Genomic DNA, 21,044 nt, shown 5'->3' with positions numbered 1-21,044 from the left:
CTTTTTGAAATAATTTGATTGAACTTAATAAGTTTTAGAGATAGGTTAATTTAAGTTTAAAAGATAAGAGGTCATAATTAAAACTTAGACGTCTAAATAATTTAACTTGATAAAAAATTAGAAAATAAAACTTCTAAAATCAAAAACTGCCGACAAAATTTGCCGGCAGTTTTCTTGAAAGTAATATATAATAGTAAAAAAATTAGTAACCTTCGTTCTGAACCAAATATCCCGGTTCTGCAGATGCTCCGTCGATTGCTGATTGTGGAATCGGGAACAGTCTTTTTCTTACATCGCTATTGGTTTTTGAGGTATAAGGATCTTCGTAATGACCAAATCTGATCATATCTGTTCTTCTTGAATATTCCCAGTAAAACTCAAAACCTCTTTCTCTGTATAAAGTATTTAAATCGATTGAAGATAAAGCTGGTGGAGTTACGGCAGGTCTTGCTGTTCTTGAAGCCCTTACTAAGTTTACGTCAAGTAAAGCTGCTCCTGCATTTCCTTTTCTCAATTGTGCTTCTGCTCTCATCAGGTAAATATCGGCTAAACGTAAAAGCACAATATCTGCATTTCCTCTGTTTCTTCCAGAATCTGAAGTTCTGCTGAATTGGTATTTTGAAACTCTGTAGCCGTCTGTATAATCTTTATTATTTGGATTTTCAAGATCGATTTCTAAGGTATGATTTACATAGTTTACAAAACCGTTTCTCTGTTCGATTATCGGGTAGATTCTGTACTGTCCGCTTATGGTTCCAGGTTGGAAAGGCTGTCCGTTTGACGCATTTCTCAATCCCCATTGAATTCCTCTCTGAATTCCTCTGTTGATTTCATAAGTTGCACCATTCACAAGAAAATAATGATCAGAATCATTGGCAGGAGTTACTCCCGTTAAATTCTTTAAAGCTGCAGGTACAGTAAAATTTTCTTTGTAAAATCTCGCATCGGCTTGCGCAGGATCTGTACTTCCGTAAGCTTGAACCCAAGTTTGATAAAAATCTGAAGTAATTGCAGGACCATCTGTTCCATTAGCTTTTGGGAAAGCTGCTAAAGGATATTGACTCCCTGAAAGCGACCAGTAGCCCAATCTGTTATGAGATGTAGCAAGATCCTGACGCTGATCAATCGCAAAAATTAATTCTTTGTTTGAGTGGTTATTGTCGTCAAATATCGCAAAATATTCAGGCGATAAATTAAATAGACCACTGTTAATAACTTTGTCTGTGTATTCAATGACTTTATCCATATCTCCGGCTGCGAAATTCGGAGTTCCGTAAGGATTTCTATAAACTGCTGCATTTAGATAAAGTTGTGCTAAAAATCCGTTTACTGAAGCCTGAGACATTCTTCCCGGGCCTTTTGTATTGTCAAGATTATTTACCACAGCTAGAAATTCACTTTCTATGTAAGAGATAGCTTCCTGTCTTCTTAGAATTTCAGAATTCTGACCGGTGCTGTCTTTTTTAAAGGCAATTCCCCAATAATCAAGCATCAACATGTTGTAATAAGCTCTCAATGCACGCATTTCGGCAACAGCTTTCGCAGCATTTGGATCTGTCGCAGCAAGTGGTTGTAGTTTTTCGATAGCAGTAACGGTTCTTGAAAGCATTAATCTCATGGCATCCCAAGTCTGCTGTACAACAACATTTGTAGTTGTGGTTGTATGCTGATGAAGTTCTATATATTTTCCGCCGTCATACCAGTCATTTCCACTTCCTCTTGGTGGAAGAATTGCCTGATCTGAGCTTATAAGCTGAAGTCCATAGTTTTTTACATGGGTAAATGCATCGGGAAGCGGACCGTAAGCCGGAGCGATGAAAGACTCGACCGGAGTCGTCGTTTGTGCTTCCAGTGATTCATCAATAACCAATTCTTCAAGATCTGTACATCCTACAAGTGCTAAAGCGCTTACACTAAGAATAGAGATTAAAAATTTATTTTTCATTGTTTTCTTTTTAAATAATTAATTAAAATGCTACGTTTACACCGAATACAAAGCTTCTTGCTTTTGGATAGGTAGCGTAATCAATCCCGAAAGACTGAATTCCGCCTTGAGACAAACCTGTATTGATTTCCGGATCGAAACCTGAATATTTTGTGATGACAAATAAGTTTTGAGCTGTCACAGAGAATCTGATGTTTCTTACATGTTCTCCAATTCCTAATATTTTAGGGTCTAAACTATATCCTAATGTTGCGTTGTTTAATCTGAAGAAATCTCCTTTTTCAAGATATCTTGTAGAAATTACATTGGTATTGTTTAAACTTTCGTTAGGGAACTGTGTTGCTGCATCTGTGGTATTTTGTGATATTCCTAATCTTCCTCTTGAAAATAGTGTGGAAGCAGTATTGTTATAAATCATATTTCCTGCAACTCCGTTAAAATTTAATCCTAAATCGAAATTTTTATAAGCTGCTTTCAGGGAAATATTATAAGTGAAATCTGGTAATGCACTCCCAGATGCTACTCTGTCGTTGTCTGTAATAATTCCGTCTCCGTTTACATCTCTGAAAATATTGGTGCCCTTTTCATCTAAACCTAAAAATTCTCTTACGTAGAACGTTCCTATTGGTTCGCCATTCACATAACCATTGATAACGGCATTCGTTGTTCCAGGTCCTTGTGCTTCTCCTGTTGTAAGTACTTTATAAGGAGAATCTTTTACTTTGTTTTTAATAAATGAAGTATTTGAACCAACGCTGTAAGTAAATGCTTTGTTCGGATTACTGTTATAGTTTAATGATAATTCTAAACCAGTATTGTTGATCTTCATATTCGGAATATTCTTCCAAACTTTTGGAGCTGGTTCGATTGGATCTACAGGATTGATTTCCAAAAGAATATTATCAGAAACTTTATTAAAAAAATCAATAGTACCCGTTAATCTGTTGTTTAGAATTCCGAAATCTAAACCGATATTGGTTTGGGTAGTAACTTCCCATTGAAGATCTGGGTTGTTTGCTCTTACCAAATATATTCCGACAGGATAATTTCCACTGTCATTTAAAGGATAAGTTGCCTGTGCACTTCCATTGGAATCTGCCTGATAACTTCTTTTTGTAATTTTACTCGGAATTTCCTGATTTCCTGTTTTACCCCAGCTTGCTCTTAGTTTTAAGTTGTTGATTGGGTCTACATTTTCAAGAAAACTCTCTTTGCTGATATTCCATCCTGCAGCAACAGAAGGGAAAACCCCGTAGCGGTTGTTCGCTCCAAATTTTGAAGACCCATCTGCTCTTAAAGTTGCAGTTAAAAGATATTTATCCTGATAACCATAGTTTACTCTCCCAAACCAAGATTGCAGCTCATTTTTATTAGCAATAATTGTTGAGGTTACTTTCTGTAAATCTGCAGGTAATAATGCAGGAATTTGATATTGAGGCTCAATTCCGTTGTTTGGGAAATTCTGATAATATGATCCTCTTGAAGTTAATAGTAATTTTTGGTAAGAATGCCCCGCCATTACATTAAAATCATGACTGTTGATTTTAAACTTATAAGTTAATGTATTTTCTACAAGCGTATTGTTATTTGAGTAATTGCTTAGATTTAAGCTGCCGTTTTCTAAAGGGATAGCATGTGGAATATTTTGAATGATTCTTTCTGCTGTAGAATAATCAATCCCTAAATTTAGCTTATAAGTTAATCCTTTAATAATTTCTATGGAAGGAGAGACATTCGCCAAAATCCTGTTATTGGTTGTGTAATCTTTGTAAATCTGACGACGAATCAGCGGGTTGAAACCACCATTGTTAAATACTGTTGTTGGTGCACCGTTTGTATAAGCTGGAAATGTAGGGTTCCATGTCAACATCTCAGATACCACACTGGTTGCGTTGGGTCTGTTGTTTTCGGTTCTTATTCCGTTTAAATTAAAGTCGATATTTACTCTTCCGTCAAAAGCTTTCTGCGAAACATTCACACGTCCCGAATATCTTTTCAGGTTACTGTTGTAAAGAATACCTTCCTGATCTTCGTATCCTAAAGCGGCATAGTAATTAGAATTTTCTGTTGCTCCAGACGCTGAGAAATTTACGTTTTCAGAAATCCCTGTTCTTGTTAATTCATCCTGCCAATCTGTATTTCCACCCATATCATCCAACTTTCCTCCTGCTGCGGTTACCTGTCTCCTAAATTCGTCTGCACTGAAGACATTCATTTTATTAGCAAGATTTGAAATCGTAAGATTTGAAGACAGATTCATCTGAGTTCTTCCTTTTTTTCCTTTTTTAGTGGTAATTACAATAACTCCATTGGCTCCTCTTGCTCCGTAGATTGCAGCTGCTGAAGCATCTTTCAAAATATCCAGTGATTCAATATCATTAGGATTGATGAAATTCATTGGGTTGTTTGCAGTTCCAGTATTGCTGTTATCGATTACAAAACCGTCAACTACATACAATGGAGTGGTTCCTGAACGTAAACTTCCAACTCCTCTGATGATAATATTTTGATTGGCTCCGGGTTCACCACTTACATTAGAAACATTTACTCCGGCAACTTTTCCCTGAAGTAATTGTCCAACATTGGCAACCATACCTTTATTAAAATCTTCGCTTTTTACCGATCCTACAGCTCCGGTTACATCAGATTTTTTCTGACTTCCGTATCCTACCATCACCACTTCTTCAATATCTTTCAATTTGCTATCATCTTTGAGCGTGTCGGATTCTTTTTTTTGCGCAAATGTTAAGCTGACACAACTCATCAAAACAGTCGGCACGAGATAAATACGTTTCATTCCTTTTTTATTTTGGTGCAAAATTAGGTCGGTAAAACGCCGAAAACTGTTAATTTAATATTAAGTAACAGCTTTTTAAAATTAATAAAACGTGAATATTTTTGCCGGAAATTAAATTTGTGAAAACTTTATGTAAACAAATGTTTTTAAAGTTCTTAAACTCAATTATTTCCCTGTTAACATTGGGTTTGTGGTTTTTAAATGAGAATTTCGAGTAGTTAAAATATCTAATTTTGTGCCCTTATTTCGTATTTATTAATTTATTAAAAATCCAATGATTATGAATTATAGTTACAAAAACGTTAATTTAAGGACTGTTGCGGCTTTTTCTTTGCTTCTTTTTACGGCATTATTGTCGGCTCAAAAAAAACAAAAACCTCTTAATGTCATTTTTATGATAGGAGATGGGATGGGAGTTTCTCAAGTAACTTCGGCTTTTTATTTTGGAAATTCAGAACCTAATTTTGCCAAATTTAAAGTTGTCGGTCTTTCAGAAACATCTTCAACGAGTAATTTGATTACCGATTCTGCAGCAGGAGCAACGGCGTTATCGACCGGAAAGAAAACCTATAAAAGAGCAATCGGAGTTGATAAAGATTCCATTGCAATTCCTACAATTTTAGAACAGCTTCAGAAAAATGATTATCAAACTGGTTTGGTAAGTCTTACTTCAATTACTCACGCAACACCGGCTTCTTATTATGCTCATGTGAAAGACCGCGACCTTCATGAAGATATTGCTTTGGAATTTTTAAAGTCTAATGTTGATTTTGCAGCTGGAGGAGGTTTAAAGTTCTTCAATAAAAGAAAAGACGGAAAAAATTTATTAGAACAATTAAATAAAAACTACAGAATTGACACGATTTCATTATCAAAACCAATTTCTAGAAAGAAAAATTTGTACTTATTGGCTCAGGATGAATTACCGAATAAAGTTCAGGGAAGAGGTGATTTTTTACCAGAAGCTACACAAACTGCTTTAGACTATTTTTCTAAAGATAAAAAACCATTTTTTCTGATGGTTGAAGGCTCTTTCATCGATTGGGGAGGTCACGCAAAAGATGCTGAAATGATGACCAAAGAAGTTCTTGATTTCGATAAAACCATTGGCGTAGTTATCGATTTTATCAAGAAAAATCCAAACACATTATTAGTTGTTACAGCAGACCACGAAACTGGTGGCGCAAGTATCGGAAAATATTCAGAAAAAGATGTGGCAACAGGAAAGGAAAAAGAAATCGGAAATAAAGTTCAGGTAAATTTTATCGATAATCAACATTCAGCGGCTCTGGTTCCTGTTTTTGCGATGGGAAAAGGCCAAGAACTTTTTTCTGGAGTTTATCCCAACAATGCTATTTATCACAAATTGGTTGAAGCTTTGAAAAAATCTGGTGTTAGTATAAAATAAATTCTGCTACACAACCTTGTCAAGGTTCTCTCTTAATCAATAACAGAAAAAAATACTGTTTAGTTTTTTTTAATCCAAAACAGAAAATTTACTTCGACGGAGGGATGACGGAGCGACGACGAAGGGATTACAAACCAACTTACAGTCAAAAAATCATCATTTTTTACAACTGTTTAATTTTTTAATCTTAATCTCAACAAGAATGATTTCAACAATAAAAAAAATAAGTTTTGCCATCGTTTTTTCAGTGGCAAGCCTCGCCTTTTCACAAAAACCAATGATACACTCTCATAACGATTACGAACAAAAAGTTCCGTTTTGGTATGCGTTAGGTTCAGGTGCAAATTCGATTGAAGCTGATGTTTTTTTGGAGAACAAAAAACTGTTCGTCGCACACAATCAAAAAGATATTACTAAGGAAAGAACGTTTGAAAATTTATATTTAAATCCAATCGAAAAGGCTTTAGAAATGAATATGATCAATCAAGAGTCTCTGCAGATTCTAATTGATATTAAAACAGACGCTAAAACAACTTTAAACCAGATTGTAAAATCAATTCAGAAATACCCTAAAATTACTGCACAGAAAAAGATAAGTTTTGTGATTTCCGGAAATCAGCCCAAACCGGAAGATTACAATTCATATCCTGACTTTATTTCTTTTGATTATCAAAAATTAGAAAATCTAACAGAAGATCAATGGAAAAAAGTGGCTTTATTGAGTCTAAGTTTTCCACAATACTCTAAATGGAACGGAAAAGGTGGTTTAACAGAAGATGATTTGCCAAAAGTTACAGAGGTCATCAAAAAAGCTAAATCATTGGGAAAACCTTTCAGATTCTGGGCAATTCCGGACGGAAAAACTTCATGGGAATTTTTCGCACACAACGGCGTTGATTTTATTAATACAGACCACCCAAAAGAATGTGTAGAATATGTAAATTCTTTGGAAAAAAGAACTTTTAAAAACAATATATTTTCAGAAATTTATCAGCCTAAATTTTCTTATCTGAAGAAAAAAAGTCCTGTTAAAAACGTTATTCTGTTGATCGGTGACGGAAACGGACTTTCGCAAATCTCCTCATCGGTTTTGGCGAATAAAGGGCAATTAACTTTAACGCAATTGAAAAATATTGGTTTAATTAAAACTACTGCAGCAGATAATTTTACGACCGACTCTGCAGCCGGAGCAACTGCTTTCGCAACCGGAAAGAAAACAAAAAACAGATTTATAGGAGTTGATGCTGAAGGTAAAAAAACACAAAACATAACAGAGATTCTTTCTGAAAAAGGCTTCAACACAGGAGTTATCACAACAGATGAAATTGTAGGAGCTACACCTTCCGCATTTTATGCCCATCAAAAAGACCGTGGAATGGAAAAGGAAATTGCCGAAGATCTATTAACAAGTAAACTTACCTTTTTTGCTTCAGGAGGAAAATCTAAAATTTCTACGAATCATCAGTTTTCAGTAGTCAATCAACTGGAAGAAATCGGAATAAACAAAGCGGATAAATTAGTTTATTTTATGTCTGAAAATGGTGTTCCGCAAGTTTTAAAAGGTCGTGATAATCTTTTGTCAAATGTAGTTGAAAATGGACTTAATTTCCTGAAAAATAAGAAAAAACCATTTTTTATGATGATTGAAGGTGCACAAATCGACAGCGGAGGTCACAGCAATAATGTTGGAACCATCGTTACTGAAGGGATAGATTTTGACAGAGCGATTACAAAAGCAATCCAATTTGCAGATCAGAATCCCGGAACATTGGTGGTAATTACGGCAGACCATGAAACGGGAGGTTTCAGCATTCCGCACGGAGATATGAAAACGAGTAACATTGAAGGTGATTTTACAACCGATGATCATTCAGCTACTTTAATTCCCGTTTTTTCTTACGGTTCTGGCTCTGAAAACTTTACTGGCGTATATGAAAACAATGAGATTTTTCACAAAATTTTAAAAGCCGTAAAACTGAAATAGAAAATTACTTTTACTTATTAGATTTATATTTGATGCAAAGCAGTTTCTGAAAAGGGCTGCTTTTTTAGCTTCCCACGGATTTCACAGATTTTCACAGATGATTGAGAATATTTTAATGCTAAAAGTGGTTATCTCAATAAAGGCTGATTTAAATTCCTGTAAAATAGTTTATGCCACGAATTCACAAATAACTAAGAATGAAAATCTGTGCAATCTGTGGGAATATTTTAATGAAAGCAATCAATGGGGGCGGACTTTAGTCCGCTCTAAAGCAATAATCTAAATAATTGGCTTTAGCCAAAACTTAAATAATAACAATAAATAATTTTTTCATAACGAAAAACGGCAAAAGGTTTGTTGAATAAATGCTTAACTTTAGTAAAAATAAACTTATGCAGATAGAAACACGTACCCTGAAAGTAGACGATTACGACGAATTGGTAGAAACAATGCGCCGAGCGTATCCTCAAATGTCAGAATACGTCTGGTCAAAAAAGAGCATCGCCAAACTGAATAAAATTTTCGAAGCCGGACAAATCTGCATCACTGTAGACGGAGTGATAGCCGCAGTTGCACTTTCAATTATCGTAAATTATGAAGAATTTGGTGACGATCATACCTACAGCGATATTACTGGAAATTATACTTTTAACACTCATATTTCAACAGGTAATGTACTGTATGGAATCGAAATTTTCGTTGATCCGGAATATCGTGAATTGCGATTGGGAAGAAGATTGTACGATGCAAGAAAAGAGCTTTGTGAATTATTAAACTTGAAATCAATTATTTTAGGCGGAAGAATTCCTCATTATCATAAATACAGCCACGAACTTTCAGCAAGAGATTATATTCGGAAAGTAAGAGATAAAGAAATGTACGATCCGGTGCTTTCTTTCCAACTTTCAAATAATTTTTTACCGATAAAAATCCTTAAAAAATATCTTCCCGAAGACGAAGCTTCCCGTGAAAATGCCGTTTTGCTTCAGTGGAACAATATTTATTACAGCAAAAAACCAAATACAATGCAGGATAGTGTTGTACGTTTAGGTTTGGTACAGTGGCAAATGAGACATTTCAAAGATATTCATGCTTTTTACGAGCAGGTGGAATTTTTTGTGAATGTAATGGGTGATTACAAATCAGATTTTGTGTTATTTCCGGAATTATTTAATACACCTTTATTGGCTCCTTTCAATAATCTTTCGGAGCGTGACAGTATGATTGAACTGGCAAAAATTACGGAAGAAATTAGAACCAAAATTTCTGAGTTGGCGATTAGTTATAATGTAAATATAATCTCCGGAAGTATGCCTATTTTTGAAAATAACGAGTTGTACAATATCAGTTATCTTCTTCATCGTGACGGAAGAATTGATGAATACAGAAAAATTCATATCACGCCAAACGAAAGGAAATATTATGGGATGAAAGGCGGTAGTGAAATCAAAGTTTTTGATACAGACTGTGGAAAAATTGGTTTAGTGATTTGCTACGATGTAGAATTTCCGGAATTACCAAGAATTCTTGCCGATCAAGGGATGAAAATTCTATTCGTTCCTTATTTGACTGATACCCAAAATGCTTATATGAGAGTTCGTCATTGCGCAGCAGCAAGAGCGATTGAAAACGAATGTTATGTAGCGATTGCTGGTTGCGTAGGAAATTTACCGGGTGTCAATAATATGGATATTCAGTTTGGTCAGGCTGCGGTTTTCACGCCTTCAGATTTTGCATTTCCGTCGAATGCTGTAAAAGGTGAAGCAACTCCGAATACTGAAATGACTTTAATTGTTGATGTTGATTTAAACTTGTTAAAAGATCTTCATTACAACGGCTCCGTTCAGATTCTGAAAGACAGACGAACTGATTTGTATGAGACTTATTTGAAATAGATTTTAATTTTTGCTCTCGCAGATTTTGCAAATTCAACAGATTTATTTTATCTAAAAATTGAGCACTTTCTTTATGAAGGTGCTTTTTTTGATGCTTTCGTTGGATTTGTCATTCCGACGAAAGGAGGAATCTATTTTAGATTCTTCACTAAACTTTGTTCCGTTCAGAATGACAATGCAAAAAATTGCTTTAATATTTTTAAATTTAAATCAAACTTAAAATACAATCTACATTCAATTTAAACTAAAAATCTACCTTTCAAAATTAAATTTTTCGCTTTGAATAAACCATTTTCTATTTTATTTTTCATTCTTTTTTTCTTTTCATTGAATCTAAAAAGTCAGCAAAAACCTTTGGAAATTGCTTTTTTGGCTGATGTACACTTTCAGGATTTGTATGGAGGGTTTTCAGATTCCGATTTTAAAGGAATTGAAAACACGAAAACCGGAAAGAAAACCATTCTCAGAACGATGGATTCTCAACTGCATTCTACCAGAATTTTTAATGAAAATTATTTCGCTTTTCTAGCAGCTTTGGATGATATTGCGAAAAAAAATATCAAAATTGTTGCACTTCCGGGAGATTATACGGATGACGGACAAGCCTACAATCTTCGTGGTTTAAAGAAAATTTTAGACGAATATCAGAATAAATATCAGATGCGATTTTTCATTACCACAGGAAATCACGATCCAGTCGGTCCGTTTTTGAAACAGGGCGGGAAATCCGATTTTATGGATGAAAATGGAGGTGAACTTTCAATTGTCAGTGACCAAAATTTAATTAAAAAGGGTGAAAAAGCTGTTGTCACAAAAGATATTGCAATGTCGGGATATTTGCAAATTTTAAACAGCATGAAAAATTTCGGATTTACACCTTCTGAAAAAGATATTTTTTGGCAAACACCCTTCAGTAAAGATTCTTATGAAGAATTTAATTTTAAAAATGCTTTAAAAAATTCAGAATATTCCAACAGAATGTATGAAGTGAGTGCCGGTTTTTCGGTTCCTGATCTTTCTTACGTGGTCGAACCTACTGAAGGAATTTGGATGATGGCAATCGATGGAAATACTTATATACCGAAAAATAACAATGGAAATCCGAATGATGAAAATAATTTTCACGGCGCGTCAATCGGTTATAACAATGTTTTAACGAATAAAAAACATTTATTTTCCTGGGTTGAAAAAGTGGTAAATGAAGCCAAAAAGCATCATAAAATACTGATTGCTTTTACCCATTATCCGATTCTTGATTTTAATGATAATGCCAATTCTGAAATCAAACAACTTTTAGGAAATGACAAGTGGCAAATGGACAGAGTTCCGAATGATGAGGTTGCAGAATTGTTTGTAAAAGCCGGTCTACAATTACATTTTGCAGGTCATATGCACATCAATGATATCGGAATAAAAAAGTTTGAAAATGGAAAAATGCTTGTCAATATTCAGGTTCCGTCTTTGGCAGCGTATATTCCGGGATATAAAATTCTGACGGTGAAATCGCAGGATGAATTTGAAGTGGAAACTGTTTCTATTAAAAATGTTCCGGGATTTAATGAATTGTTTCCGTTGTATAAAAAGGAATTTGAAAATTTGAGATCTAAAGATTCAAAAGAAATTTGGAATAAGGAGATTTTAAAAACAAAAAACTACCAGGATTTTACTTTGTTTCATCTGAAAGAATTGGTAAGACTACGGTTTATTCCGTCTGATTGGCCAAAAGATTTTATTGAAAAAGCTTTAAAACTTTCTGGAAAAGATTTGTTAGAGTTGAGTTCAGGAAATCAAAAATTATCTAATAAAATCAGAAAGAAATTTGCCAAATGGAGTTTTGAAGATGCACTTTTAAATCTTTATCAATTTCAATCTGCAGATGAATTGGCAAAAAATGATATTTCTAAAAAACGGCTTGAGCAATATGAAGTTTTAATCAAGAATTTTGATAGTTTAGAAACAAAAGATGAGTTTTTAAATCAGCTTAAAACTTTCTTTACAATCTTAGAAAAATTGTCTTCAGGAGATACTTCAGATCATTTTAAAATTGATTTTAAGAAAGGAGAAATTGTGAAATTGAAGTGATTATTTTTTAAATTGTATTGTTTTAATTGCAATTAAAAGCTCTTTTTGATTTTTAATGTTTAGGTTTTTTGCATAGAGATTAAATTTAATTTTCCCTAAAGATGAAGTTCCTAAACTATCGATGTATATTCCTGTAATACCATTCCCTGGTTTCTTTGGGCTTATAATTTTGGCATTATAACCCGAAATTTTTTCAAAATGTTTTTTGTTGATTTTAAAATCCTCTTGATTTATTTTGCTCATATCTGAAACAATAATCATTTGTGAAGTATCGGTTTTAGGATGTTCTTTTATGATTTCTTTCAAAAATTTTCTTTCAAAAATAACGATGTCTTCTTCTAAAGAATTTGAATAAGAACCATAATCGAAACTAATAGTATCATTATTTTCTGTCATAAATCCACCAACATTACTATCAATGTTTTGAAGTTGAATTTTTTTCCATTGTTTAGGGATTGCAATTTTAAAGTTTTCAAAATCAATTATCTCAGTTTATGATTTGAACAACTCTGTAAAAAAAAGAATAATGGAATGCAGAGAAATGTACATTTAAAATAGTTATTCATTTTATCTTACTGTTGCAGAATTTAAGCCATTCTTCCTGATCTAAAATTCTTTAAACAAACCAAACAATATAAATCTTCTCGCCAAACCCGGTTGACTTTGTAATTCAATATTCTGTCAATTCCTTGAACGATAGTAATTCCTTTCGCTACAGATTCTTGAGTTTCTGATTTTACTTTGGAATTTGATTTTATATTTTCTAAATCTTTCATATTTCGTTCTAAAATAGCTTTATCTTTTAACGAAACAGAATCTGAAATGATTTGTTTTTCATGGTTAAGTTCTTTATTCTGCGCAGAAAATAAAGCAAAACTAAAAATAAAAAGAAGAGTTAGATGTAATTTCATGAGTTGAAAAAATGTATCTCAATTTAGTGAAAATTCAAATATGATTTTTTAAAATTTTATTTTTTGCTTAAATTTTTCAAAAAAGGTAAAATTTGATCCGTACCATCCAGCGTTTCGATAATAATTCCGTTTTCATTGACTAAATAAAGAATTGGATAACCATTAATACCAAATTGTTGCTCAATATCTTTTACGTCAGGAATAACCGGGAAATTCATTTCTTTATTGACAAAATATTTGGTGACATTTGCTTTGGAATCTGAACCAAAAATATTGATGAGTTCAATCTGCGGATTTAATTTAAAACTCGAGCTCAGAATATAATCTGAAATAATTTTTGAATAACCACAGTTTGTCGAAGAGAAGAGGAAAAGCGTTTGCTTTTCTTTTTTTGAATCGAACGAAACCGATTTTCCATTAAAATCAATTGCTTTGAAACTTGGAACTGCTGTGTTTTTTGTTAAAATCTTCAGAGAATCTTGTCTTTCGTAATATTTTAAAGCAAAATCTTTTGGAAGAAGAACTTTGAAATTGGTGGTTTTATCTAAGAAAATATAATTGCTGAATACATAAGTTACGGTTTGCCCAAGTTTGCCATCCACAAAACTTTTTCTTTCGAATTTTGAGATTGTAAAATTTCCAGAAATGTAAATATGAAACTCCACTTTTATTTCTTTTCCTTCGTAATGATTAACACTTTCGACATTTGAATAATGACTGTGAATTTTCCCGTCAATTTGGGTGTCGTCAATATAACTCCATTTCTTTTTTAGCAACGTTGTGGGACCAAATTGTCTAAGTCTTGAAGATGAAATTGCAGCGTTTTGATTGTCTTTATTTTCGTATTCGTAAATTGTTTTTTCGCTGTGATTTACCTGGTAATAGGAATTGTTTTTGTAGAATTCTTCTGAAGTTTCATTTTTGCTGTAGAACTCAAAATCCTTGTTTTGAGGTTTATAAACTGTATATAAAATATTAAAAACAGAAGTCGCGTTGGTTTCCGGATTGGGATAGTAAGCGGTTGTTTTGTAACTTATTACATTCGCCTTGAAATACTTTCGCTTTGCTTTTTCGATGTCGGGAACTTGAGCGCAGAGTTGACAAATGCTAAATAACAAAAATACAATACTTAAAATCTTCTTCATTTTTATTTCAAATGGCATTTATACACTATATTTTTCCCGCTTAATTATTTACTATCTAAAATTTTCTTAAACTCTGGATTTATCGATGAAGGTTCAAGTTTTTCAGCTTCTTTTAAATACTTTTTTGCTTCCTTTATATTGTTTAGATAAAAATATGATGTTGAAAGCATGGAGTATAATTTTCCGTTTTTTGGATTTAACTTTAATCCTGCCTCTAGATCTTTTATTGCGATTTTCAGAAAGCTACTGTTTTTTTCATTCAAAAACATTTGAGAATATGCCAAAGCACTTGATACATAAAAATCTGAATTTGACGGAATCAATTTTTTCGCATCGTCAAAATATTTTACAGCTTGTTTTGGATTTCCTTTCATAGCTACGATATTTCCAAAACCCCAATAAATTTCATATGATTTAGGATCTAAAAGCCAAGCTTGATTAAATCGTTTCATTGCAGTATCTAAGTCGTTTTCATAAAAATATTTCCAAGCAGATTTTATTCTTTCCTGCATCGCTTTTTGGCGGTTAGGAAATAGTTTATCCATTTCTTTTAAAAACTCTTTATCACTATCAAGTTGCTCTTTGCATTTTTTAACTCCGCCATACATTGGTAAAATGTTTATTTTTTCAAGACAGTTTTGAGTGTAAGCTGAATTGAAAATCATCAGAAAGAGTATTGAAGAAAGTTTTGTTTTCATTAAATTTTTTTGATTACTTAATATTTTTCAGATTTTCATCGTAAAGTCCTACCAATAGGCTATTTCCATTGTCATCAACTTTCACGGCTCCATATTTTGCTTTCTCATACTTTTCCCCTTGTCCTTCCTGGAAAAAGAAAGATTCCGCCCCGATATTTACGTTCCAGTTATCGGATGAGGTGTAATTTATTAAATATTCTCCCTCTTTTAAAGGAGTCGTATTTTTCTGAAATCTCTGTCTTTCTGCGACGCCGTTTTTATCTAATTTTACCACACAATATCCTCTTTTTGGAAGAGATTCTACGTTTAAATCTTCTGAAATACGGTACCGCAAAGTCATGTAATCTCCCTGGATCAAAGAACGCGGATCTACAGGAGCCAATGATAGTAAAATTAGTTTTCCGTCTTTTAAAAGCGTCTCTTTTTTAGCAACAGAAAAATTAAAATAAACTAATAGTATAACGAGATTTATGACGATAATCAACCACTTATATTTTTTCATCAGATGACAGTTTTTTATGGGTTAAAAAGTACAGACCAAGAAACAAAATGCCCGAACAAAAAAGGACGATCGATTTGGTAAGCAGAGTATAATGAAGGTCGTAATAATATTGTGAAACAAAGTAAATGAAAGCCACCACGCCGATAACTAAAGAGGTTTTGTAGTTGACCAAAAAACTCAGCAGAATAATTAAAATCGCTCCCGAAATCGCTGGTGAAAATATTGTCGGTAATAAAATCAACACTGATAAAGCGTAAATTCCATATTTCTGTTCGTTCTTTTTGATATTCAGCATTTCAAAAAGGTAAGAAATGACGTATAAAATTGCCGCAACAATAACCAAAGACGAAATCCAAATATATTCGATGGAATGTTCACCCATATCATTTCTTCCCAAGAAAAATAATCCTGCTAAAAATGAAAAAACGAGAGCAATACGAACTGAATCATAAAGCTGTGAAAATGCCTTACTGTAAGTTATTAATTTTGCCTCTTTCAGATATAAAAGAGTTAAAACTATAGCTAAAAGAGAAATATAAACGTGAATTGAATCAAAAGTATGATTTGAAATAATTAAAAATAAAAATCCTCCGCAAACAATCAGTACCGAAACAAAAGAAATGAGATAAGATCGCACGATAAATAATGTTGAAGCAGCAATTGCAATAAAAATGAGACTTATTACATTTACGTGTGTTTCCATTTGCGATAATCCCACTCCTAAGAGAACAAAACCAATGATATATGCCGAAATACTAAGTGTGTCTAGAAGTATACTGTCGGTTACTTTGGTAATGAATGCTCCAAAAATAATCAAGGGAATTCCGAGTGCTAATAATCCCAGTTCTGAGTCGTAAATTCCGGTAATAAAAAGAAATCCCATGAAGAAAAGACTTGCCAAAATTCCACCAAAAATAGACAAGATTTTTATAGGTAAAGACTGATGATTATTACCTTTTTCGTAATCTTTGTAAATTTCTTCTTCGTTAAATTTTAAATCTTTAGCACTTGCATCTTGAAGAGTATTCAAGAGTTGTTTTATGTCTTCTTTAGTTCTCATTTTTCCATTTTTTTTGAAGATTAATAAGAGTCATAATAACCACAGTAACGCTTGCAATCACGAAAAGACTTACAAGAAGGAATATTCCGCTATCATTCGAAAAATTAATAAACAGGGATGTTATGATAGAAATAATACTGAGCGATATAATCGAAAGATAAAAGACGCTTTTTGAGTTTAAGCCATGCCAGATTCCGAGTGCATAAGTTGTTAAAACAAGAATCGTAAACAGCAATGAAAATGTTTCATGATTATCAAAAATCACGATGATCATTCCAAAAGTTGCGATAACTGCGCATCCCAAAGCTAAAATATGACTCAACCAAATAGGAATTGTAGAGATTTTCTTTGAATTTTTTAATAATAGTGAAGAAATAAGCGCAATCGCATTGATGCAGAAAATGATCGTTACAATGAATATTTCGTCCCAGTCTTTCGCCACTTGCTGCGTATAAAGAATAAAAGTAGTGTTGATTAAAACAATAAAAAGCAACCACAGCGGAGGAAAATTTGAGATGACAACCCACAACGCAATAAAAAGTGTCCATGCCAAAAAGAAGTCATATGCATTGGCTCCCGTTTGATAAATCTGCCCGAAAACAGCAAATAAAACTCCAACTAAAAATGAAGCTCCTGTGAGAATAATATTTCGGGTATTTTGATTGATTTTCGGAAGTAAAGCAACGATTGTTGTGGCAATGACGAGTGCTTCAGTCATTCCAATTTTAGCAAATTTGTGCAAATCTGCCCAGTTGTAAGCAAAGAAGAAAATAATTCCGGCGGTGGCAAAACCCACTCCAAGAGTGATAAAAAAAAGGCGCAGAAATTTCTGCCACATTTCTTTATCGTTGTACACATTTTCTTTCAGAAGCCGCTCAACTTCCAGCTCAGTCATATTGCTGTGACGGCAGATCAGTTTGATATCTTCACGTTGGATATTTTTCATTCAATTGTTTTTATGAGAATTAAAAGAGTTTTTATTAAAACAAAACGATTAATTCATTTTCAATTGAACTAAACTACGAAAAAGTGTTGTATCTAAAGAATTTTATAAGTTTGATTTAGTCTTCAAAAAGTTCTTCCACATTATAAAGCACTTCGCAATCGCAGAAACCTCCGTTTTCTTTTAACCAATTTTCAACTTCATCAATATTTTGAATTTGATTTGCTTCTAAAAACTGTTTCGTTAATTTTAAACCGTCATCGCAACCATTTTTCTCTAATCCTTCATCCAAAAAATCGAATAGATTTTGAAATAATTCTTTGGAAATCGGCAGACTTTTTTCAAACTCTATCTGAGCTTTTTTCTGCAATTCTTTTTGAATTTGTTTGCGTCTTTCTTTTTCGGTTTTGTCAGGCATTTTGATGATTTAAATTGTAAGGTCAAAAATTATTATCAGTCTTTCTAAAAATAGCAACGATTTTGTTTTCATAAACTAAAAAATAATTTTAACCTCTTATCTGACTTAAAAGATACAAACTTATCCAGACAGCAAAATAGTAAAGAATAATATTGGTAATCAGATACGTTTTCTCAATTTCGATTGTCTTTTTTCTGTTGATGGTTTTTATGCTCCCGAAAATCAAAAAAATTAAAGAAAAGAGAACCGTGAAAATCGAAAGAAGAAAAACTGAATTCAATATTTTTTCATAAAACACCCATTCAAAATTAAAGTTTTGAAAATAATAGTGCTGAATTCCAAAAACAATAATGAAGATTAACAGGATCAGCTGATATTTATAGATATTTTCTAATCTCATTGCATTTTCGTTTTATAGATAATTGAATCGTAATTGACAACAACTTTTAAAGAATCAAAATACTTTTTATGTTCAAAATTTGAATTGAAATCAGTCACATAATTTTTGAGATTCTTCAAATCAGGAAGAGAGTCATTTTTTGTATTTAGAATAAGCTTGAAATTTTCAAGTTTTGTAACTTTTTTATGTTTTAAATCCCTGAAATACCAAAGTGTATCGGTTACGTCACCAATTTCTATTTGATATTTGTATTTTTTATTTAAATCATAAAGCAAACCATTGGTTTTTCTTGAAGCCTCGTAATGAGGAACTCTTCGCATTCCCCATGTAAAAGGATTCAAATAAAATAACATGGGCAGAAGAATCAGAATAATGAGAACTATAATTGCTGCTTTTTTCATGAGATATAGAATTTATAGCTTTTGCTAAATAAATTTGAAAACTAATATTCTAAATTTTCAAAATACATTTGCAGTTCCAAAGCTCTGCTTTTTACGATTTCTTTTTTCTTATTTTCTGCAATCGTGTACCACATGGTTCCTTGTTTCAATTCAAAGTAAAATTTAGAAATCAACAAATATTCTTTATCTCTGTAAATCATCCATTGTTTTTGAGATTCTTTTAAGGCTTCAAAAGTTTCTTTAGGGAGTTTACTTTTTAAAAGATTATAATATTTATTCAGTTCGTTATCCCAGGATTGGGTTGCTTTTATGGTGCAGTTTCGGATTTCAGCATTAGAAATATCCTTTTTATCAAGACATTTTGATTCTGCGGCATCTATAAAGTTTTCTTGCTGATTTTTGCTCTGAGAAAAAACAGAAATTGAAAGAAAAACTAAAATTAGGATAATTGTATTTTTCATGACGTTCTTAGACATGGTTGCAACAATGATGACTTGAATTTAAAATAAATTAGAGGTTCTTAAATCGATAAGGTATTTTAACAATATCAATTACTTTCTCTCCCTTGTTATTTTTTCCGGCAGTCCATTTTGCATCTTGAATTGATTTTGTGGCGGCGGCTTTTACTTCTTTGTTGAAAATTTCATTTTTTCCATAAGTAGAAATATTGAGAACATTTCCCTGTTGGTCTATCTTTAAAATGATTTCAGTATTCAAAGTGCTTCCCAAATTTTTCAAATTATTTTTGTTGATGTTTTGGTGAATCATTTTCAAAAACGTTTTATTTCCATTGGGAAACTGAGCCGGAAAAGCTACTCTTGGCGGTGGCGGTACAGACTGATCCTGCGGTTGGGAAGATTGGTAGCGGTCTGCTATTTTTTGTGAAAAACCTATTGTGAATAGTAAGAGAGTTGGGAGTAAAAGTATTTTTTTCATTGTTTTATTTTTGATTAAATTCTTTCAAATCAAAATAACATTCTTCACAAACCAATTTGATTTTTGCAAATTCCATTGTTTCATCATTCCAGCCTTTGTTTTCTGATCTTACTTTTTCACAATCATCGCACCATGCCTGAAAATCATCATCTTCATCAAGTTCCATTCCGAGAGAAGTTTCAAAAGCTTCCTTAAAACCATTCGGAGTTTCTCTATTTAAATGTTGGCAAACAAAAGCAGGTCTTCCAAGCCCGTGATTCTCACAATCAACAATTTTCTGTTTTATCTTTCTAATTTCTTCGGAACTTTTATCTTCTATAATTTCGGTTAATAAAAAATAATTCTCAAGATTTTCTGAATTAACTTTATAAACTCCAATTCCACCGAGAATCGATAAACCAGTAGCTAAAAATTCCCAACCATCATATTTGTCACTTGCAAAAGTTCCGTCTATCAGTTTTTTGTAGTTATGTTCCTTACCAAATTGTTTGATTTTTAACGTTTCACTTTTATTAGACTCAGCTGAAGAATTATTAAACCAGCTCCACATCCACGTTTCAGAACTTAACGAATAAGATCCTATCGGAATGTATTTGAAAAATATTTCATCTTCGTCATCGTTGTACAATCTGAGTATAGAAGCATCACTTTCATAAAACCAATTGGCAAAAGAGTCAAGGTCATATTCTTGTTTAAATTTTTCTTGAAGCGGAATTAATTTTTGAAGTTCAGCTTCTGCAAATTCGTCGTAGTTTTTCATTATTAATGTTTTACAAGTATTTTATCTGATGTAATTACTGAATTTCAAAAATATGAAACTACTTAAATATTTTTTTAATATCCTCTTCTGTAGTTTTTGCGAAATTTGATAATTCTTGATATTTTTCAGAATAAAATGTTTGTTCTTTATGAGAATTGAGGGTCTCAAATATTTTATTTTTTAGTTCGATAGTTTCTGGGGAATCATCATCTTTAGGGACAAAATCATTTTCAGTTAGTGTAAGATATAAATCAAATATAGAATCTACCAAGAAGGAAATTGTATTTAGTGGGCTTTTTACAAAATCTTTTTTAAATTCAATTTTTTCCTGAATATCTTTATGTTTCGAAAGAATAATATCAATTCCCTTTCCATAAATATTTAGATAAGCCAAATAATAGTTTTCAGGTGATTCAACATCTAAATATTTTATTAGTTGATTTTTTTTATCATTTCCTAAAAATTCAAAAGCTTTTTCAAAACTATTGCAATCAATATTGTGAAGAAATTGATTTCTATATTCCATTAATAAAAGAAATAATTTGTGTTCTTCTTTATTTAAAATTTCTAAGTCAAAAAGCAAATCAATCTTATTTTTAAAAGATAAATTACCACTCTTATTAGATATAGCTTTTCTCTCTTCATTTTCAATTACTAAACAAGTAATTATGAGCTGACTTATGTTATTCTCAAGATTCAAAGCAAGTTCTAAAATTTTAGAACGTAATTCGATATTTATATTATTCATTTTTTATATTA

20 protein-coding genes are annotated in these 21,044 nt (G+C 32.3%); 4 read left to right on the top strand and 16 right to left on the bottom strand.

Features of this window, described 5'->3' with window-relative positions; translation table 11 throughout:
* Positions 1-202 precede the first annotated feature (202 nt).
* Positions 203-1,945, bottom strand: coding sequence for a RagB/SusD family nutrient uptake outer membrane protein (locus OF897_RS10310; RefSeq protein WP_267265605.1), 1,743 nt, complete (start codon positions 1,943-1,945; stop codon positions 203-205).
* A gap of 22 nt (positions 1,946-1,967) precedes the next feature.
* The gene (locus OF897_RS10305; protein WP_267265604.1) at positions 1,968-4,742 is read right to left on the bottom strand and encodes a SusC/RagA family TonB-linked outer membrane protein; all 2,775 of its coding nucleotides are present in this window, start codon (positions 4,740-4,742) and stop codon (positions 1,968-1,970) included.
* A gap of 280 nt (positions 4,743-5,022) precedes the next feature.
* On the opposite strand from OF897_RS10305, the gene OF897_RS10300 reads away from it, so the two are divergent.
* The 4 genes from OF897_RS10300 to OF897_RS10285 all read left to right on the top strand — a co-directional run bounded on the left by OF897_RS10300 (position 5,023) and on the right by OF897_RS10285 (position 12,111).
* Positions 5,023-6,150: an alkaline phosphatase gene (locus OF897_RS10300; RefSeq protein ID WP_267265603.1), complete on the top strand. Its 1,128-nt coding sequence runs from the start codon at positions 5,023-5,025 to the stop codon at positions 6,148-6,150.
* Positions 6,151-6,427: 277 nt separating this feature from the next.
* Positions 6,428-8,134 (top strand): alkaline phosphatase, encoded by a 1,707-nt coding sequence (locus OF897_RS10295; RefSeq protein WP_267265602.1) that lies wholly within the window; start codon positions 6,428-6,430, stop codon positions 8,132-8,134.
* Between the two features lie 392 nt (positions 8,135-8,526).
* Positions 8,527-10,029 carry a carbon-nitrogen hydrolase family protein gene (locus OF897_RS10290; protein ID WP_267265601.1) on the top strand — a complete coding sequence of 501 codons (1,503 nt, stop codon included), beginning with the start codon at positions 8,527-8,529 and terminating at the stop codon, positions 10,027-10,029.
* Positions 10,030-10,308: 279 nt separating this feature from the next.
* Positions 10,309-12,111: a metallophosphoesterase gene (locus OF897_RS10285; protein ID WP_267265600.1), complete on the top strand. Its 1,803-nt coding sequence runs from the start codon at positions 10,309-10,311 to the stop codon at positions 12,109-12,111.
* Here OF897_RS10285 and OF897_RS10280 read toward each other — a convergent pair whose 3' ends face one another.
* From OF897_RS10280 to OF897_RS10215, 14 genes are all read right to left on the bottom strand, one after another.
* Entirely contained in the window at positions 12,112-12,507 is a 396-nt protein-coding gene (locus OF897_RS10280; protein WP_267265599.1) for a hypothetical protein, read from the bottom strand. It lies immediately after the preceding gene.
* A gap of 191 nt (positions 12,508-12,698) precedes the next feature.
* Positions 12,699-13,022: a hypothetical protein gene (locus OF897_RS10275; protein WP_267265598.1), complete on the bottom strand. Its 324-nt coding sequence runs from the start codon at positions 13,020-13,022 to the stop codon at positions 12,699-12,701.
* A gap of 56 nt (positions 13,023-13,078) precedes the next feature.
* Positions 13,079-14,167, bottom strand: a complete 1,089-nt coding sequence (locus OF897_RS10270) for a TlpA family protein disulfide reductase (protein ID WP_267265597.1) — start codon at positions 14,165-14,167, stop codon at positions 13,079-13,081.
* Positions 14,168-14,211: 44 nt separating this feature from the next.
* Positions 14,212-14,865, bottom strand: coding sequence for a tetratricopeptide repeat protein (locus tag OF897_RS10265; protein ID WP_267265596.1), 654 nt, complete (start codon positions 14,863-14,865; stop codon positions 14,212-14,214).
* A gap of 13 nt (positions 14,866-14,878) precedes the next feature.
* Entirely contained in the window at positions 14,879-15,367 is a 489-nt protein-coding gene (locus tag OF897_RS10260) for a GDYXXLXY domain-containing protein (protein ID WP_267265595.1), read from the bottom strand.
* Positions 15,354-16,427, bottom strand: coding sequence for a DUF4401 domain-containing protein (locus OF897_RS10255; RefSeq protein WP_267265594.1), 1,074 nt, complete (start codon positions 16,425-16,427; stop codon positions 15,354-15,356). The genes OF897_RS10260 and OF897_RS10255 overlap by 14 nt, the downstream gene beginning before the upstream one ends.
* Positions 16,417-17,373, bottom strand: coding sequence for a DUF2157 domain-containing protein (locus OF897_RS10250; protein WP_267265593.1), 957 nt, complete (start codon positions 17,371-17,373; stop codon positions 16,417-16,419). The genes OF897_RS10255 and OF897_RS10250 overlap by 11 nt, the downstream gene beginning before the upstream one ends.
* A 115-nt stretch (positions 17,374-17,488) precedes the next feature.
* Entirely contained in the window at positions 17,489-17,788 is a 300-nt protein-coding gene (locus OF897_RS10245; RefSeq protein WP_267265592.1) for a DUF2695 domain-containing protein, read from the bottom strand.
* A gap of 88 nt (positions 17,789-17,876) precedes the next feature.
* A complete protein-coding gene (locus OF897_RS10240; protein WP_267265591.1) occupies positions 17,877-18,188 on the bottom strand; it encodes a hypothetical protein in 312 nt (103 codons plus the stop codon).
* Positions 18,185-18,589 carry a hypothetical protein gene (locus tag OF897_RS10235; protein ID WP_267265590.1) on the bottom strand — a complete coding sequence of 135 codons (405 nt, stop codon included), beginning with the start codon at positions 18,587-18,589 and terminating at the stop codon, positions 18,185-18,187. The genes OF897_RS10240 and OF897_RS10235 overlap by 4 nt, the downstream gene beginning before the upstream one ends.
* A 41-nt stretch (positions 18,590-18,630) precedes the next feature.
* A complete protein-coding gene (locus OF897_RS10230; protein WP_267265589.1) occupies positions 18,631-19,065 on the bottom strand; it encodes a lysozyme inhibitor LprI family protein in 435 nt (144 codons plus the stop codon).
* 34 nt (positions 19,066-19,099) lie between these two features.
* Positions 19,100-19,525: a hypothetical protein gene (locus tag OF897_RS10225; RefSeq protein WP_267265588.1), complete on the bottom strand. Its 426-nt coding sequence runs from the start codon at positions 19,523-19,525 to the stop codon at positions 19,100-19,102.
* 4 nt (positions 19,526-19,529) lie between these two features.
* On the bottom strand, positions 19,530-20,285 hold the full coding sequence (locus tag OF897_RS10220; RefSeq protein WP_267265587.1) for a DUF6882 domain-containing protein: 756 nt from the start codon (positions 20,283-20,285) through the stop codon (positions 19,530-19,532).
* Positions 20,286-20,343: 58 nt separating this feature from the next.
* Positions 20,344-21,033: a hypothetical protein gene (locus OF897_RS10215; RefSeq protein ID WP_267265586.1), complete on the bottom strand. Its 690-nt coding sequence runs from the start codon at positions 21,031-21,033 to the stop codon at positions 20,344-20,346.
* Between the last annotated feature and the right edge of the window lie 11 nt (positions 21,034-21,044).

The sequence above is a fragment of the Chryseobacterium formosum genome (assembly GCF_026460885.1).
Classification (GTDB): domain Bacteria; phylum Bacteroidota; class Bacteroidia; order Flavobacteriales; family Weeksellaceae; genus Chryseobacterium; species Chryseobacterium formosus.
The sequence above is the reverse complement of the archived record's forward strand: the minus strand, read 5'-3'. Positions and strand labels throughout refer to the sequence as shown.